The 14,157-nt window shown below is 55.4% G+C and carries 8 protein-coding genes; 4 read left to right on the top strand and 4 right to left on the bottom strand.

The genetic code is table 11. From position 1 onward, the window contains the following. The first annotated feature begins 84 nt into the window (after positions 1-84). The 4 genes from KWG64_RS21510 to KWG64_RS21495 all read left to right on the top strand — a co-directional run bounded on the left by KWG64_RS21510 (position 85) and on the right by KWG64_RS21495 (position 4,894). Complete coding sequence (locus KWG64_RS21510) at positions 85-1,995, top strand: FAD/NAD(P)-binding protein (protein WP_218523074.1); 1,911 nt, start codon at positions 85-87, stop codon at positions 1,993-1,995. After that, positions 1,992-3,170, top strand: a complete 1,179-nt coding sequence (locus tag KWG64_RS21505) for a cytochrome c (protein WP_218523073.1) — start codon at positions 1,992-1,994, stop codon at positions 3,168-3,170. The genes KWG64_RS21510 and KWG64_RS21505 overlap by 4 nt, the downstream gene beginning before the upstream one ends. 214 nt (positions 3,171-3,384) lie before the next feature. Beyond that, entirely contained in the window at positions 3,385-4,404 is a 1,020-nt protein-coding gene (locus KWG64_RS21500; RefSeq protein WP_218523072.1) for a PAAR-like protein, read from the top strand. Then, positions 4,391-4,894, top strand: a complete 504-nt coding sequence (locus tag KWG64_RS21495; protein ID WP_218523071.1) for a hypothetical protein — start codon at positions 4,391-4,393, stop codon at positions 4,892-4,894. The genes KWG64_RS21500 and KWG64_RS21495 overlap by 14 nt, the downstream gene beginning before the upstream one ends. Positions 4,895-4,961: 67 nt before the next feature. On the opposite strand, the gene KWG64_RS21490 is transcribed toward KWG64_RS21495, so the two are convergent. Genes KWG64_RS21490 through KWG64_RS21475 form a run of 4 tightly spaced genes read right to left on the bottom strand, consistent with a single transcriptional unit; the run spans position 4,962 to position 14,057 of the window. Then, positions 4,962-6,410, bottom strand: a complete 1,449-nt coding sequence (locus KWG64_RS21490) for an efflux transporter outer membrane subunit (protein WP_370628741.1) — start codon at positions 6,408-6,410, stop codon at positions 4,962-4,964. Continuing rightward, complete coding sequence (locus KWG64_RS21485; RefSeq protein ID WP_218523070.1) at positions 6,403-9,528, bottom strand: efflux RND transporter permease subunit; 3,126 nt, start codon at positions 9,526-9,528, stop codon at positions 6,403-6,405. Before KWG64_RS21485 ends, KWG64_RS21490 begins: the two co-directional genes overlap by 8 nt. Before the next feature lie 3 nt (positions 9,529-9,531). Continuing rightward, the gene (locus KWG64_RS21480; RefSeq protein ID WP_217153482.1) at positions 9,532-12,726 is read right to left on the bottom strand and encodes an efflux RND transporter permease subunit; all 3,195 of its coding nucleotides are present in this window, start codon (positions 12,724-12,726) and stop codon (positions 9,532-9,534) included. Next, positions 12,723-14,057 carry an MdtA/MuxA family multidrug efflux RND transporter periplasmic adaptor subunit gene (locus tag KWG64_RS21475; RefSeq protein WP_165061679.1) on the bottom strand — a complete coding sequence of 445 codons (1,335 nt, stop codon included), beginning with the start codon at positions 14,055-14,057 and terminating at the stop codon, positions 12,723-12,725. Before KWG64_RS21475 ends, KWG64_RS21480 begins: the two co-directional genes overlap by 4 nt. Positions 14,058-14,157: the final 100 nt, after the last annotated feature.

Genomic DNA, 14,157 nt, shown 5'->3' with positions numbered 1-14,157 from the left:
TAAACAACTGAGACATTTTGTAAGCACAGAACTTTTGCTGCACGGCTTCCGTGCGGGTTGATGGTGTAATTTTGAGGAAACAATATGGGCATCACTCGTCGTGATTTTTTAAACGGTGTGGCGATTACCGTCACTGCCGGTATGACGCCGTTCGAGGCGCTGCGGGCTTCGCCGCAAACCGCTGCACAGTCTTTGTATTACCCGCCTTCGCTCACCGGTTTACGCGGGAATCATCAGGGATCTTACGAAGCCGCGCACATTCTCGGACGCGAAGGTAAAAAGGTCGATCCCTCCGGTTTGCCGGTTGAGGATGAGTTCGATCTGGTGGTGGTCGGTGCCGGGATCAGCGGGCTGGCGGCGGCGTGTTTCTGGCAGGAACAGCATGGCAAAGATCAACGCATTTTACTGCTGGATAACCATGATGATTTCGGCGGGCACGCAAAACGTAATGAATTTCACGTTGAGGATAAAATGTTGCTCGGCTACGGCGGCAGTGAATCTTTCCAGTCGCCGCGCACCAATTTCAGCCCGGTGGCGATGGGATTACTGAAAACGCTGAACGTCGATATCGAGACGATGGCAAAAGATTTCGACCAGACGTTTTATCCGGATCTGCATCTGAGCCGTGGCGTGTATTTTGACCGTAAAAACTTTGGTGTAGATAAAATTGTCAGCGGCGATCCGGGCCGTGCGGTGGCCGATGACATTCCCCCAGAACGCCTGAATGGCCGCGATATCACTGCGTTCATCAGTGATTTCCCGCTGCCGGAATCCGACCGCAAGGCATTGATCGCCCTGCACACCGAATCAAAAGATTATCTGCACGGCATGAGCCAGGAAGAGAAAGTCGCCTGGGTTGACGGGCACAGCTATACCCAATTTTTGCGCGAAAAAGTCGGGCTCAGCGAGATGGCGATCCGCTATTTTCAGCAACGTACCAATGATTTTCAGGCCGTCGGCATTGATGCAACATCGTGCAGCGACGCACGCATTTGCGCCCTGCCGGGGCTGGAAAATATGGGATTGCCGCCTCTGGATGCCGAATCGCTGGAAGACCTCGACCAGCCGTATATTTTCCACTTCCCCGACGGTAACGCCGGTTTAGCGCGTCTGATGGTGCGGCATCTGATCCCGCAAGTGGCGCCCGGCAATACGATGGAAGATATCGTGCTGGCGAAATTTGATTACAGCCAGCTGGATAAGGCCGGGCAGCCGGTGCGCCTGCGCCTCAACAGCACAGGAATGCACGTCGCCAACGTGGAGCATGAAGGAAAACCGGCGGTTGACGTGACATACATGACCGGCAGCACGCTGCACCGGGTTCGCGCCGGGCAGGCGGTGATGGCCGGTTACAATATGATGATCCCGTATCTGGTGCCTGAAATTGCCGAAGCGCAAAAAGCAGCGCTGAAAGAGAATGTCAAAGCGCCGCTGGTGTATTCGAAAGTCGTGATCCGCAACTGGCAGCCGTTTATCAAACTGGGCGTTCACGAGATTTACTCCCCCGCCGCGCCATACAGCCGCGTGAAGCTGGATTATCCGGTCAATATGGGCGGTTATCAGCACCCGCGCGACCCGAATCAGCCGATTGGCCTGCATATGGTTTACGTCCCGACGTTGCCGGGCAGCGGCCTCAGCCCGCGCGAACAGTCGCGTAAAGGCCGCGCCCTGTTACTCGGCACCCCGTTCGACGTTCACGAAAAAATGATCCGCGAGCAGCTTCAGGGCATGTTCGGCGAGGCCGGTTTCGACCATCAGCGCGACATTATGGCGATCACCGTCAACCGCTGGTCGCATGGCTATTCCTACTTCCTCAGCGGGATGTTCGACGATGAAGAACAGTCGCAGAAAACCATTCACCTTGCCCGTCAGCCGGTCGGGCGGATCACCATCGCTAACTCCGATTCTGACTGGAGTCCGTACGCCAACTCGGCGGTGGATCAGGCATGGCGCGCGGTGAATGAACTGACGGCAATGAAGAAGGAGAACGCATGAGAAATCTGATGATTTTCGCCACGCTGATGGCGACAGCGGGCTCCGCGATGGCTATGTCCGAAGGAGAATACGTCGCTAAATCAGCCGACTGTGCGGCCTGCCATACTTCGCCGCAGGGCAAGGATCTGACCGGCGGTGTGCGTTTCGCCACACCGCTCGGGGACATTTACTCCACCAATATCACGCCGGATATTCAGCACGGCATAGGCGGCTACAACTTCGACGCGTTCAATAAAGCGATGCGCGAAGGCATAGCCAAAGATGGTCATGCACTTTATCCGGCGATGCCCTACACCTCGTACGTGAAAATGAGCGATAAGGACATGCGCGCACTGTATGACTACCTGATGAAAGAGGTGGAACCTCAGCCGGTCGCTAACCGCGACAATGACATCAGCTGGCCGATGTCGGTTCGCTGGCCGCTGCACGTTTGGAACAGCATTTTTCTGGAGAACGGCGAATACAAGCCGCAGGCAGATCAGAGTGCCGAATGGAACCGGGGCGCTTATCTGGTACAGGCTGCCGGACACTGTGGCGCCTGCCACACACCGCGCGGCTGGGCGCAGCAGGAAAAAGCGGCTGATCAGCAAAACGTAGCGTTTCTGAGTGGCGGCGAGCTGGATGGCTGGTCCGCGCCTTCGCTGCGCGGCCTGAAAATCAGCCAGCCGGAACTGGTGACATTGCTGAAAACCGGGCGCAATACCCGTGACGCTGTCAGCGGGCCGATGGGGGAAGTGATCACCAACAGTACGCAATTTATGACTGACGCCGATCTCAACAGCATGGCCGTTTATTTGCTGAGCCTGAAAGCAGATGTTCCGCAAAAACCGGCTAAAACCGCCGTCGCAACGCCTGCCGGGCAGCAAACCTTTATGCGCTATTGTTCTACCTGTCACGGGGTGAATGGCGATGGAAAGGCATTGGCCATTCCTGCGCTGGCGGGCAATCTGACGGTGAATTCAGAAAATCCGCAAACCCTGCTGCGGGTCATCCTCTACGGCGGACAGACACCGGTGACCGCAGAACATATGTCCAATACGATGCCGGGTTATGGCTGGACGCTGACCGATCAGCAAGCCGCTGAGTTAACCAATACCCTGCGCGCCAGCTGGGGAAATCAGGCCGCAGAAGTCACACCGGGCGATGTGGCTAAGGCACGTAAAGCCGGGAAATAGGTCACTACGGGGTCGGGGTAAAACCCGGCTCCGGTTCCGGCTGTCATCAGATGCCGATACCGGTTTGGATCGGAACAAAATCTATTTTTTATTAAACAGTTACTTTTCTTAATTTACATCACATCTTTTTCCTTTAATCGGGCTTAATTTGTCAGTTACTCAATTCTGCTTTTAATATTTCCCGGCAATTAAAACCTCAAAGGAAATGCATTTAATGTCACATGGACCGTATAAAGAATATGTCGTTAATGGTGCTGAAATGAGTTGCTCTGCCTGCGGCACGCACAATGACGCCAATCCTGCATCTCTCCCGGCATCAATTAATGGCGGGTTTTATATTCACAGGATCGATACTAAAAGGGTTACTATTCAAAGCAAAAGGGTATGCACTGAGGAGGATAAAAAACTCATTTGCAAAGCTCCTTTATATTGCATGAGAACAGGGATGACATGCACACCAATGTTAGGCGAATGGATAAATCTCCGGGGAAGAGCGGCGAATGTTAAAACCAAGGGTTATCATTTTTTATTAGATGATGCCACTATTCAATGTGAGAAAGGCGGAGGAATACTGACGTTTGTCAACTCAGGGCAGACATTGGATAAACCATTACCAATCATGAATTTTAAATTAATTCCATCGAAAGCAAGAGAAATATTTTTTGCATTGTCAAACCCAATAGCCGCTAACAAAATAGGTCAGTATAAAAAAAACGGGAATAACATTTCGACGATAGCCGTTTTGTTTGCAAGCAATATTCACCTTCCTCAAGCGGAAGTTAAAGAGGGTACAAAGGTAAATGCTTTCAGACATTCATTCTGGCAGGCTATGATAAGCAGTGAATATGGGCAAGATATCTCATCCGACGCGGGTAATGCTCATGAAGAAAACCCCATGTTGTTACAGGAAATTGCCGATCTGTCACAAAGAGGGCTGGTTGTAAGTTCTCTTTTGGACATTGAAGTTGCTGATGAAATAGCAGACTTACATAATAATATAATCGGCCGAAAATTAGGCTCCGAAAACCCAACGCTTAGTAATAGTGATTTAGCAGAAAAGCTTCTGGTAATATTTAAGGAAAATGGTTTGTATATTGCAGAAAAATACAACGACACAAAATACTACAAGGTCAGGAAAGATAACATTGACCAAGAGACTTATGATAAGGCAATCGAAGCTATTCATCGTGGTTTAGATCCTAAAAACAAGGATCGCCAGAATGAAAGGGGCTAAGCGGAATTATATTTTCATCGCATTAGCACTTGCGATAATCACGTATTATCAGGCCAGAAGTTATAATGTCATGAGTCAAATAATTGATTCCTGTCAGGTTGAAGACTCAACGATAGCATTAAAAAAAATAATACCTATTGACTGGGACACATTATACATAGTGAGTGGCCCTGAGAATTCAGAGCATTTTTATCAAAGCTTTCAATTAACAGGAAACAAAAACGTTACGCGTGAAAACGAAATATCTTTGTATTTTATTTTAAAAAATAAATCTGTGTACATTGAAAACTACAATGAAAATTCAAAAATTAGAGTGGGCATAACTTCAATTGATGATCCTTATATTGAATTCCAAGCTACGCGTGCTTCAGAAACAAAAATGAAAGGCAGTCGGGTGGTTGCAATCTACGACAATAAAGAAATACTCAGATTTCCTTTGTTTGATCAATTATTTGATCCCTGCATCCCCACGCCAACAGAGCAAAACTAAGGATTCAGTATCTCTACACCAAGGTCACATAAATGTGTCTTTGGTGTAGAGATAAATGTATCTCAAATCACTTCCCCACATCCCCGTTCCAGCCACCGCCTAATGCGGCGATCAGCTTAACGCTGGTGACCATCTGGGTGCTTTGCAACGAAAGCACGCTTTGCTGCTGGGTCAGGCTGGTATTTTCGGTGGTGGCGACGTCGAGATAGTCGATCATCCCGGCCTGATACTGGTTGTAGGTGACGCGCGCGGATTCTTTCGCGGAGTCGGCGGCGTTCTGGCGGGCAACAAGTTCGGTGTCGATCGTGTGCAGTTCCACCAGATAATCTTCCACTTCCTGCATCGCGGTTAACACGCTCTGGCGATAGCTGGCGACATCGGCGTCATACGCGGCTTCGGCCTGCGCGACTTTTCCGCGCGTGGCACCGAAATCGAGCACGGTCATGCTGAGTTCCGGGCCCAGCGACCAGACGCGGTTCGGCAGGGAGAACAGGTTATGCAGCGCGGATCCGGTGTATCCGCCGGTTGCGCTGAGGGTCAGATCCGGGAAGTATGCCGCGGTGGCAACACCAATCGCGGCATTGGAAGACGCCATCGTGCGTTCGGCGGCAGCGACGTCAGGACGGCGCTGCAATAATTGCGAGGGCAATGCATCCGGCATCGGCGGCAGGTTCAGTTTCACGTTGCTCGCCGCCAGGCTGAACTGCGCCGGTGGCTTGCCAATCAGCACCGCAATCGCATGTTCCAGTTGCGCGCGCTGCCATTGCAGGTCGAGCGCCGAGGCTTTGGTGCTTTCGAGCTGCGTCTGCGCCTGTGCCAGCGTGCCACGCGACGTATTGCCGCCCGCATACTGGTTCTGAATCACGGTCAGGTAACGCTGATACGCATCAATGCTTTGTTTATACAGCGCAATTTGCTGATCCATGACGCGGAGCTGGAAATAATCCTGCGCCAGTTCGGACTGGGCGCTGAGCGTCGCGTCCGCCAGATCGGCCTTGCTGGCCTGTGCGCTGGCATCCTGTTCTTCCGCCGTGCGGCGAAGTTTGCCCCACAAATCCAGCTCCCAGCTGGCGCTGAGCTGCGCGGTTTGTTTGTTGGAAACGGACGATGACGTGGCGCTGCGCGTGCTGCCTGCGGTCGCGTCTACGGACGGGTAAAGATCAGAACGCGCCTGCGTCACCAGCGCCTGTGCCTGGCGGTACTGCGCGGCATACTGCGCGACGTTCTGGTTGGAAATCTGTACCTGACTCAGCAGGGAAGAAAGCTGCGGATCCTGATAAACCGACCACCATTCGCCTTTACTCTGGTTATCTTTCGGAACTGCCGCCGTCCAGCCTTTGGCTTCTTTAAACGCCACCGGCATTGCAACGTCAGGCCGTTTGTAGTCCGGGCCGACGGCACAGGCGCTGACCAGCAGAGCCAGCGCCAGCGGCGCAAGACGAAACACAAGAGAACGCGTTTTTTGCAGAGTCATCAGATTCACTTCCGGGTATGAATTCATTGTTTTATCAGTCATTAGAGATGACCTCCGGCGGTGTCGCATGCGGGCGCAAACGGTGCCATAAGCGGTGCGTCGCGCGGCTGGTGCGATCCATATACAGGTAAACCACCGGCGTGGTGAATAAGGTGAGGATCTGACTCAGCGCCAGCCCTCCGGCGATTGCCAGACCCAGCGGACTGCGCAGATCCGCGTCGCCGCCGCTGCCCAGCGCCAGCGGTAACGCCCCGAAGAAGGCTGCCAGCGTGGTCATCAGGATTGGACGGAAACGCATCAGACAGGCCTGGGTGATCGCCTGTTGCGGCGATAATCCGAGCCGTCGTTCGGCATCCAGCGCGAAGTCGATCATCATGATCGCATTCTTTTTCACGATGCCGATCAGCAGCAGGATCCCGATCAGTGCGATGACCGTCAGCTGAGTATTGGTCAGCAACATCAGCAACAACGCGCCCAGACCGGCCGACGGCAGCGTCGAAAGAATGGTCAGCGGATGAATGTAACTTTCATACAGCACGCCGAGCACGATATACACCGCCGCCAGCGCCGCCAGAATCAGCCACGGCATGGTTTTGGTCAGCGCTTCGAATGCCTGCGCCGTACCGGCGTAACTCCCGTGAATGGTGTCCGGCAAACCAATCTGCGCCATGGCGGTTTTCAGCGCGGCCTGCGCATCCTCCAGCGCATAACCGTCCGCCAGGTTGAAGGCAATGGTCGTGGTCGCCGTCTGGCCCTGATGCGAAACCGACAACGGCGAATTCGCCCCGCTGAACGTCGCAAAAGCGGATAACGGCACCTGCGCGCCCGCGTCGGTCACCACGTAAAGCTGGTGCAGCACATCCGGGTTGCTGGTGTAATCCGACGTCAGGTTCATGACCACGTGATACTGGTTCAGCGTTTTGTAGATAGTGGCGATCTGCCGCTGACTAAAGGAGTTGTTGAGCAGCGCGTCGATCATTTTCACGTTCACGCCGAGACGTGTGGCGCGATCGCGGTCGATGTTGAGCATGATTTCCTGCCCGCCGGTCTGCGAGTCCGAATCCACACCGGTCAGCTGTGGCAGCTTCGCCAGCGCTTTCTGCACTTTCGGTGCCCATTCGCGCAACAGGGAAAGATCGTCAGCCTGCAAACTGTACTGATATTGCGCATTCGCGCTGCGTCCGCCGATATGCAGATCCTGCGCGGCCATCAGGAACAGCTGCGAGCCCGGCACTTTGGCGGTCGCCATCATCAGACGGTTAGCCACCTGATTGGCGGTCGCGGTGCGTTTGTCGAAATCTTTCAGGCGCACGAAGAAGGTGGCGGTGTTACGCGCACCAAACCCGCCGCTGCCCGCCGAACTCATCACCGCCTCAACGGCCGGATCGTCCTGAATGATCTTGCTGTATTTCAGCACCTGCGGCTGGATCGACTGGAATGAGGTGTTCTGATCCGCACGCAACATGCCCATCAGCATGCCGGTGTCCTGATCCGGGAAGAAGCCTTTTTCCACCACGGTATAGAGATAGAAATTGAGGATCACGGTGAGGAACAGGCCGACCAGCGTAATCAGCTGATGGCGCATTACCCAACCGAGCGCGGCGGAATAGGCCGCCAGCAGCCGGTTCAGGCCACGTTCAATCATCCGGTAAATGCGCGGCTGACGTTTTTCCACCGGCGGTTTACGTTTCAGGAAACGGGCGCACAGCATCGGCGTCAGGCTCAGCGACACCAGCATCGAGATGATCAGCGAAACGCTGAGCGTGACCGCAAATTCGCGGAACAGACGCCCCACAATACTGCCCATCAGCAGGATCGGGATGAAAACGGCGATCAGCGAAAGCGTCATCGAAAGCACGGTAAAACTGACTTCTTGCGCGCCTTTCAGCGCCGCACGCACCGGCCCCATGCCTTCCTCGATGTGCCGCGTAATATTTTCCAGCACCACAATGGCGTCATCGACCACGAAACCGGTCGAGATGATCAGCGCCATCAGCGAGAGGTTATCGAGGCTGTAGCCGAGTAAATACATCACCGCGCAGGTGCCGATTAATGACACCGGCAGCGCCAGCGCGGGGATCAGCACTGCATTCCAGTTGCGCAGGAACACGAAAACCACCGCAATGACCAGCAGCGTGGCTTCCAGCAGGGTCATTTCGGTGTCACGCAGGGAAGCGGAAACGTTCGGCGAGCGGTCGAGCGCCAGATTGAGCTGAACGTCGCCCGGCAGGCTTTCTTTCATCAGCGGCAGCGCGGTTTTTATCGCTTCGATGGTTTCCAGCATGTTCGCGCCAGCCTGACGCGTCACGCCAATCATCACCGACGGCGTGCTGTTGTAATAGCCGACGTTGTATTTATCTTCAACGGAATCATAAACATTGGCGATATCGCTGAGGCGGATCGCCGAACCATTGATGTAAGTAATGATCAGCGTTTTGTACTGCGCGGCGGTACTTTGCTGGCCGTTGCCTTCAATCATCCACGACTGATTCGCGCCTTGCAGCAACCCTTTCGGCAGATTGCTGGTGCTGTTGGCAATGGCGGTGCGGATGGTATCGAGGGAAATGCCGTAAGACGTCACCGCCTCCGGGCGCAAATCAATACGCACGCCCGGCAGCGCGGAACCGACCAGAGAAACCTGCCCGACGCCGTTGACCTGAGCAATTTTCTGTTGCAGCTGGCTGGAGGCAATATCGTACAGCTCGCCCTTGCTGCGCGTGGCCGACGTCAGCGCCAGCATGATGATGGGCGCATCCGACGGGTTCGCTTTGCGGTACGTCGGCAGCGACGGCATGCTGCTCGGTAATAGCGAACGCGAGGCGTTGATCGCCGCCTGCACATCGCGGGCGGCACCGTTAATATCGCGGTCTAAATCGAACTGCAAAATGACACTGGTGGAGCTTTGCGAGCTGCGCGAGGTCATTTCCGTCACACCGGCGATTTGCCCGAGCGCCCTTTCCAGCGGCGTGGCGACGGTGGCCGCCATGGTTTCAGGGCTGGCACCCGGCAGGCTGGCGCTCACCAGAATGGTCGGGAAATCCACCTGCGGCAGCGGCGCGACCGGCAGCAGGCGATACCCCAGCAAACCGAGCAGGAGGATCGCCAGCGTCAGCAGCAGTGTCGCGACCGGGCGGAAGATGAAGAAACGCGAGATGTTCATCGGTTATTCCGCCCGCTGTGCTGCACGCCGGTGACGTGGGTTAAGGCGGTGAGATAAACGGTCAAACATCAGGTAGATCACCGGCGTGGAGAACAGCGTCAGGATCTGGCTGAAGATTAACCCCCCGACAATCACCAGCCCCAGCGGCTGACGCAGTTCAGCGCCGGATCCGCTCGCCAGCATCAGCGGCAGTGCGCCCAGCAATGCCGCCATGGTGGTCATCATGATCGGACGAAAACGCAGTAAACACGCCTGATGGATGGCTTCACGCGGCGATAAGCCCTGCCGGTTCTCGGCGTCGAGCGCAAAGTCGATCATCATAATGGCGTTCTTTTTCACAATACCGATCAACAGGATCACCCCGATCAGCGCGATCAGGCTGAATTCCGTTCCGGCGAAGATCAGCGACAGCAACGCGCCGACGGCCGCCGACGGCAGCGTGGACAGGATCGTCACCGGGTGAATAAAGCTTTCGTACAGAATGCCCAGCACCACATACATGGTCAGCAGCGCAGCCAGAATCAGCCACAGCGTGTTGCCGGTCGCGCTTTCAAACGACGCCGCCGCGCCCTGATAACGCAGGGTGATGCTGTCCGGCATGGCGATATCCGCCACGGTCGTTTTGATGGCCTGCTGCGCCTGTTCCAGCGAATAGCCGTCTTTCAGGTTGAACGATACGGTTACCGCCGGGAACTGATTCAGACGCGCCTGCAACAGCGCGCCGGTGCGCATATGAATTTGCGCAATCGACGTCAGCTTGATCATGCCGTTGGTCGCGCCGGAATTGGTGGTGGTCGCGCCGCTGTCGGACGTCGTCGTTGAGGCCGTGGTCGCTGTAGTCGCCACTGTGCCGGACGTGGACGTGCTGTTGTTGGTCGCCAGATACACATCATCAAACGAAGCCGGAGACTGCTGGAACTGCGGTGCCACTTCGAGCACGACGCGGTACTGGTTTGCCTGGGTAAAGATAGTGGAAACCAGACGCTGGCCGAACGCGTTATACAGCGCGGTATCGACGTCTGACGCCGTAATGCCGTAACGCGCAGCGGCGTCGCGGTCGAGTTCGACATACGCAATCTGCCCCTGATTTTGCAGGTTGCTGACCACGTCGCTGAACTCCGGCAGCGCGCTGAGTTTTTCCAGCAACTTCGGCGTCCATTCCACCAGATTTTCGCTGTCGGCGTCGTCGAGCGTGAACTGGTACTGGCTTGGCGTGACCTGGTCGTCAACGGTCAGATCCTGCGAGGCCTGCATATAAAGTTCAATGCCCGGCACGCCTGCGGTTTCCTGTTTCAGGCGTTCGATAATCGCCGGTGCGCGCTCGCTGCGCTCATCAAAAGATTTCAGGCTGATCTGCAAACGTCCGCTGTTCAGGCTGGTGTTATTGCCGTCCACGCCGATGGTGGAGGCCACACTTTCGACGTCCGGATCGTTGAGAATTGCCGCCGTCAGTAACTGCTGGCGACGCCCCATTTCACTGAAAGAAACGTCCTGCGAAGCCTGCGTGATCCCCTGGATCATCCCGGTATCCTGCGACGGGAAGAACCCTTTCGGCACAATCACATACAACAGCGCGGTAAAGACCAACGTCGCGGCCGCCACCAGCAGCGTGAGCTTCTGGTGATTGAGCACGACGATCAGCATGCGGTCGTAAGCGGCAATCATTTTGTCGAAGAACTCGCCGCCTTTGCGGTAAAACTTACTCTGTTTTTCTTCCGGCGTGTGGCGCAGTAAATAGGCGCATAGCATCGGAGTCAGCGTCAGGGAAACAATCATCGACACCAGAATCGACACCGCCAGCGTGATCGCGAATTCACGGAACAGACGCCCGACCACGTCCCCCATAAACAGCAGCGGGATCAGTACGGCGATCAGCGAGAATGTCAGCGAAATAATGGTGAAGCCGATTTGCTGCGAGCCTTTCAGCGCCGCCTGCATCGGCGTTTCGCCCTCTTCCAGCCGCCGCGAAATGTTTTCCACCACCACGATGGCGTCATCGATAACGAAACCGGTGGCGATGGTCAGCGCCATCAGCGAAAGGTTGTTGAGGCTGAAACCACACAGGTACATCACGCCAAAAGTGCCGACCAGCGAGAGCGGCACGGCGACGCTTGGGATGAGGGTTGCCGCGACATTGCGCAGGAACAGGAAAGTGACCATCACAACCAGCGCAATCGACAACAGCAATTCGAACTGGACGTCGCTGATCGACGCACGAATGGTTTGCGTCCGGTCAGACAGAATGCTGACTTTGACCGATTCCGGCAGGGCTTCCTGCAATTTCGGCAACTGCGCTTTAATTGCATCCACAACCTGAATCACGTTCGCGCCCGGCTGACGCTGAACGCTGATAATGATCGCCGGCTGTTTGTTGGCCCAGGCAGATAAATACTGGTTTTCCGGCGCTTCGGACAACGTTGCCACATCGCGTAAACGCAGCGCCGCGCCGTTTTCATAATTCACAATCAGATTGCCGTACTCATCCGCCGTGCGCAGCTGGTCGTTGGCATCGATAGTGATCGAGTGATGCGGGCCGTCGAAACCGCCTTTAGAACCGTTAACGTTGCTGTTACCGATCAGCGTATTAATGGTTTCCAGGCTGATGTTGTGCGCCGCCAGTTTGCGCGGATCGGCCTGCACGCGGATAGCCGGCTGATGCCCGCCCGCGAGTGTCACCATACCGACGCCGGAAATCTGCGACAGTTTCAGCGCCACGCGGGTATTCACCAGATCCTGCACTTTGGTCAGCGGCAGCGATTCGGACGTGGCCGCCAGCGTCAGTACCGCGGCATCCGCCGGGTTAACCTTTTTATAGGTCGGCGGATTGGGCAGATCGCTGGGCAGCAGGCTGTCGGCGGCGTTGATCGCCGCCTGCACTTCCTGTTCGGCGACGTCGAGCGAGAGATCCAGCGAGAATTTCAGCGTGATTATTGAAGAACCGCTGGCGCTGGTGGAATACATCTGGCTCAGCCCTGCCATCTGGCCGAGCTGGCGTTCAAGCGGAGCGGTGATGCCCGACGCCATAACGTCCGGGCTGGCACCCGGATACAGCGTGGTCACCTGAATGGTCGGATAATCGACCTGCGGCAGCGCCGAGGTCGAAAGCATGTTGTAGGCAAAAATCCCCGACAACAGCACGGCGACCATCAGCAAAATGGTCGCAACCGGCCGGAGAATAAAGAGGCGTGAAGGATTCATTTAGACCCGCTGTCTTTACCGGCTTCGTTTTTACCCGCGACGGCGTTGTCTGCGCCTGTGGTCGCTTTATCCACGCCGCCGCTTTGCTGACGTTCTTTTGAAGAACCGCCCGCTGCGGCCGCATCCAGAGAATTCGCCGTCACGATCTGTACTTTCGCGCCGTTGGTCAGGCGGTCAATCCCCGTCGTCACCACCTGTTCACCCGGATTCACACCCGACAAAATCGCGACCTTATCATCACCGAAGTCCGGGCCGGATTTCACTGAACGGCGCTCAATGGTGTTATCGGCTTTCACCACGTAAACGAAATCGCCGTCGCTGCTCAGCTGCAATGCTGCCGCCGGGATCACCGTGGCGTCTTTCAGCACGGAAACCTGCAAACGGGCATTCACAAACTGGTTCGGATACAGCTTTTCATCGGCATTATCAAACAGCGCTTTCAGCTTGATGCTGCCGGTGCTGGTGTCAATTTCGTTACTGATAAACTGGAGTTTGCCCTGATCGAGGACTTCGCTGCCGTCCTGATTAAACGCCGTGGTCGGCAGCTGATTTCCGCCACGCAGCGCTTTGAGTAAGGTTTGCAGATTGCTCTGCGGCACGCTGAAGGTGACGGCAATCGGCTGAGTTTGGGTGATCGTGACGATACCGGTGGTAGAACTGCTGGTGACCATATTGCCCGGATCAACCAGACGCAAACCGACGTGCCCGCTGACCGGCGCGGTGATTTTCGCGAATTCAAGATTCAGCTTGGCTGCCGCGATTTGTGCCAGATCGGCTTTCACAGCGCCCGCATACTGACCGGCGGTCGCAATCTGGCTTTCCAGATCCTGACGCGCTAAGGAATCCTGTGCATACAGTTTGCGGTAACGCGCTAACGTCAGTTCAGCACTTTTCGACAGCGCCTGATTCTGCGCCAGATCGCCCTGATATTGTTCCAGCGTCGCCTGATAGCTGCGCGGATCAATCTGCGCCAGCAGCTGCCCCTGCGCGACTTTCTGCCCTTCGGTGAAATACACCTTCATTAACTGGCCATCAACCCGGCTGGTCACCGTCACGGTTGCATTCGCCACCACCGTGCCCAGCGCGCGCAGATAAACAGGGACATCCGCCTGCGTGGCTTTTCCTGCCTGCACCGGCGTATCCATGCCCATCATCATCTGACCGCGCATCGCCCGCATACCGCCGCGGCCGCCCGCCCCTTTTTTTGCCGTGTGATCAGACGCGCTTTGGTGGAAAGCAAAAAACCAGACCAGGATCGCAGCAACGATAATGGCGACGATAACCCACACAAGGGTGCGTTTTTTGGAACGAGAAGAGGCAGTCGGCAGCATAAATTTCTTGGTTTCGCAGTATTAATGAGGAGAAAACAGCTGAAATAAGACCTTCAACCAGAGATTTTCTTATGTACTTCATTCAAAAGTGAAAGCATTC

It is taken from the genome of Rahnella sp. PD12R (genome assembly GCF_019200965.1).
GTDB classification, from domain to species: domain Bacteria; phylum Pseudomonadota; class Gammaproteobacteria; order Enterobacterales; family Enterobacteriaceae; genus Rahnella; species Rahnella laticis.
Note: the sequence above shows the minus strand (reverse complement) of the source record. Positions and strands in the feature narration are given on the sequence as shown.